A 2,327-nucleotide genomic window follows, 5' to 3' on the forward strand; every position below is an offset into this window, starting at 1 on the left:
AAATTATTGATGAAATAGAAAATGCTCAGAATGATAATGATGAAATTGAAAGTTACTTTTTTATTATCTAAATATTCTAAGTATGTATATATGAATAATGTACCATATGAATAATGATAGCATTATTATGCCTATTATACAAGCAAATGCTTATCGTTGTGTGGCTAATAAAGATGGTGTTTTCTATTTAAATGACACCAAAAATATTGTAGACGGTAAATACATTTCTGCCGAATCTAATATTATGGCTAAAAACACTCCTATAAAATATTCGTATATTATTTCTAATGATTTATTGAGAGATGAAGACGAATATGTTGATTACGATAATATGGAATATGTTAAATCGGATAATAAAAAAAGTGTAAATGCAAGTTGTAAATTAATCAGACATTTAGTAAGTAAAGATGCTCAAGGTACATTTTATACAAAAGTTCAATTTGAAGTTACATGTTTTGGTAGAAGAAATAAAAAATGGGGTGGTTGGCAGCGTTATAGTACAAGCCATACAATTGAGAAGATTCACTGTCATTTTAAAAATATACCAATATCTGTAAAGCCTGATGCTACATTAGGGTCTTTGGCTGTTGATTATAATTTTGATCATGATGGAGTGGATAAGATAGATGATGATTCTAAATATGGTGTACAAACTTATGATTTAGGACTTATGGTTAAAAATTATGCAAATCCTCTAACTTCTGCACAATGTATTCATTTTATGGTGAAGACAGCAGGTACTTATCCTGAAGGACTGGGGTATAATTATTATATGAGAAATTATAATGATAAAGATAATACATGTTCAGATCATGATTATATAGAGAATAAAACGGAATAAGAATTAATATATTGAAGGTGGATTAAGTAAAATATCTCTATCCTATTGATAGGGGTATTTTATTGAATCCAGTCTATAAAGTATATATAACTTAAAAGTAGAAGAGTATGAAAGTTAGATGTTGTATTTTGAGTATACTCATTTGTTTGAGTATTGTGACGGTGAATGCCCAAGTGCGTTTGGGAGTCGAAATGGGTATGAATGTTTCCTCTTTAGCTATCATAAGTAATTCTCATAATGCAGATGTGGTAGGAGGATTATCTGTTGATTATTTGTTTAAAAACGGACTTATGCTACAGTCTGGTTTATCTTATTCAAGCAAAGGTGCTTCAGGTTTGTGGGATCAATACAATTATTCATCTGTATTGAGACAGGCTGATATTCATTTAGGATATTTAGAGGTTCCTTTAATGGTTGGTTATCGGATTCCAATAATGAAAAATGTGTATTTGGTTCCTTCTGTCGGAGCTTATTTTGCTTGTGGAGTAGCAGGTTATGGTGAGATTGATGTTATTGTTTCTAATGATAATGGGAATGTTCGTAGTTCTGAACGTTGGGATAACCTGTATCAAGATTTTAAATGGGACTGGATTGCTGATACGGAAATAAAAGCATTCGATCGGTTTGATTCCGGACTTAGGTTTGGGCTATCGGGAGAAATATCTCGTTTTGTCGTTTCTTTTGCTTACGATCTGGGATTAAAGAAAGTATGGTCCGGCTTTGATACACCCAGTTATAAGACTGCAACACATAAAATGAAAAATAGAACTGCAAGTATTTCAGTGGGCTATAAGTTTAGTTTATAAAAAATGGGGACGAACATGTTCCTGCATTCGTATCATGGCTGTTTGTATTATAAATTATAGAAATTTCCTGTCGCAGGATAGGGGTATTTCTTGTTTTTCATGTCTTCACAATAGTGAAAACGGAAAAGATATGAAACGATTGTTGTTATGGATGGTGTTGTTGCTCCCTGTTGTTGCCGGGGCAAAAGAGGAAGAGGCATTCAGGAGATGGGAATTTGCTCTTTCAGGAGGGTTGAATAATAACTACTCCTGGGAGGTGGAGCCGGCGTTTACTTTTTTTGTTTGCCGGTATGTCGGTATAACAGGAGGTGTTAATTTTACGGGACAGTTTTACGACGAATATTATTCCGGATCTGCTCCGGGAAACATGAGATGGTATATCGGTTCGGATGAATCGAATGTAAAACGGATACTTTTCCGTCCGGCTCTCCGGTTGCGTACACCCAATATAAACAGGTGGGGAGATCGTGACCTGAAGGTGACGTTCAATATGGAACCTGGCGCATATATGGTTGTTCCTGCCAACGAAACGCTTCGGGTGGGTTATGAAAATGAAAAACAACCCACTTCGCAGGGCAGACGCATTAAAAATTATTCTCTTGTAAAAGTGTCTCCAAAAAGTTCTCATCCCATCCAGCTTTAAGTCTTTTAAGGTTAATGCTCCCCTTCGTCTTATTATT

Annotated in this window: 3 protein-coding genes; all 3 read left to right on the forward strand. The window is 34.6% G+C overall.

Annotated elements, in window-relative coordinates; translation table 11 throughout:
* The first annotated feature begins 106 nt into the window (after window positions 1-106).
* The 3 genes from DXA15_RS24780 (at window position 107) to DXA15_RS24790 (ending at window position 2,290) form a co-directional block, all read left to right on the forward strand.
* The gene (locus tag DXA15_RS24780) at window positions 107-841 is read left to right on the forward strand and encodes a hypothetical protein (protein WP_128135816.1); all 735 of its coding nucleotides are present in this window, start codon (window positions 107-109) and stop codon (window positions 839-841) included.
* A gap of 107 nt (window positions 842-948) precedes the next feature.
* A complete protein-coding gene (locus tag DXA15_RS24785; RefSeq protein WP_128135817.1) occupies window positions 949-1,647 on the forward strand; it encodes a porin family protein in 699 nt (232 codons plus the stop codon).
* Window positions 1,648-1,777: 130 nt separating this feature from the next.
* The gene (locus DXA15_RS24790) at window positions 1,778-2,290 is read left to right on the forward strand and encodes a hypothetical protein (protein ID WP_233567633.1); all 513 of its coding nucleotides are present in this window, start codon (window positions 1,778-1,780) and stop codon (window positions 2,288-2,290) included.
* The last annotated feature ends 37 nt before the right edge of the window (window positions 2,291-2,327 follow it).

This window comes from Parabacteroides sp. AM58-2XD (assembly GCF_003463685.1).
Lineage (GTDB): Bacteria > Bacteroidota > Bacteroidia > Bacteroidales > Tannerellaceae > Parabacteroides > Parabacteroides segnis.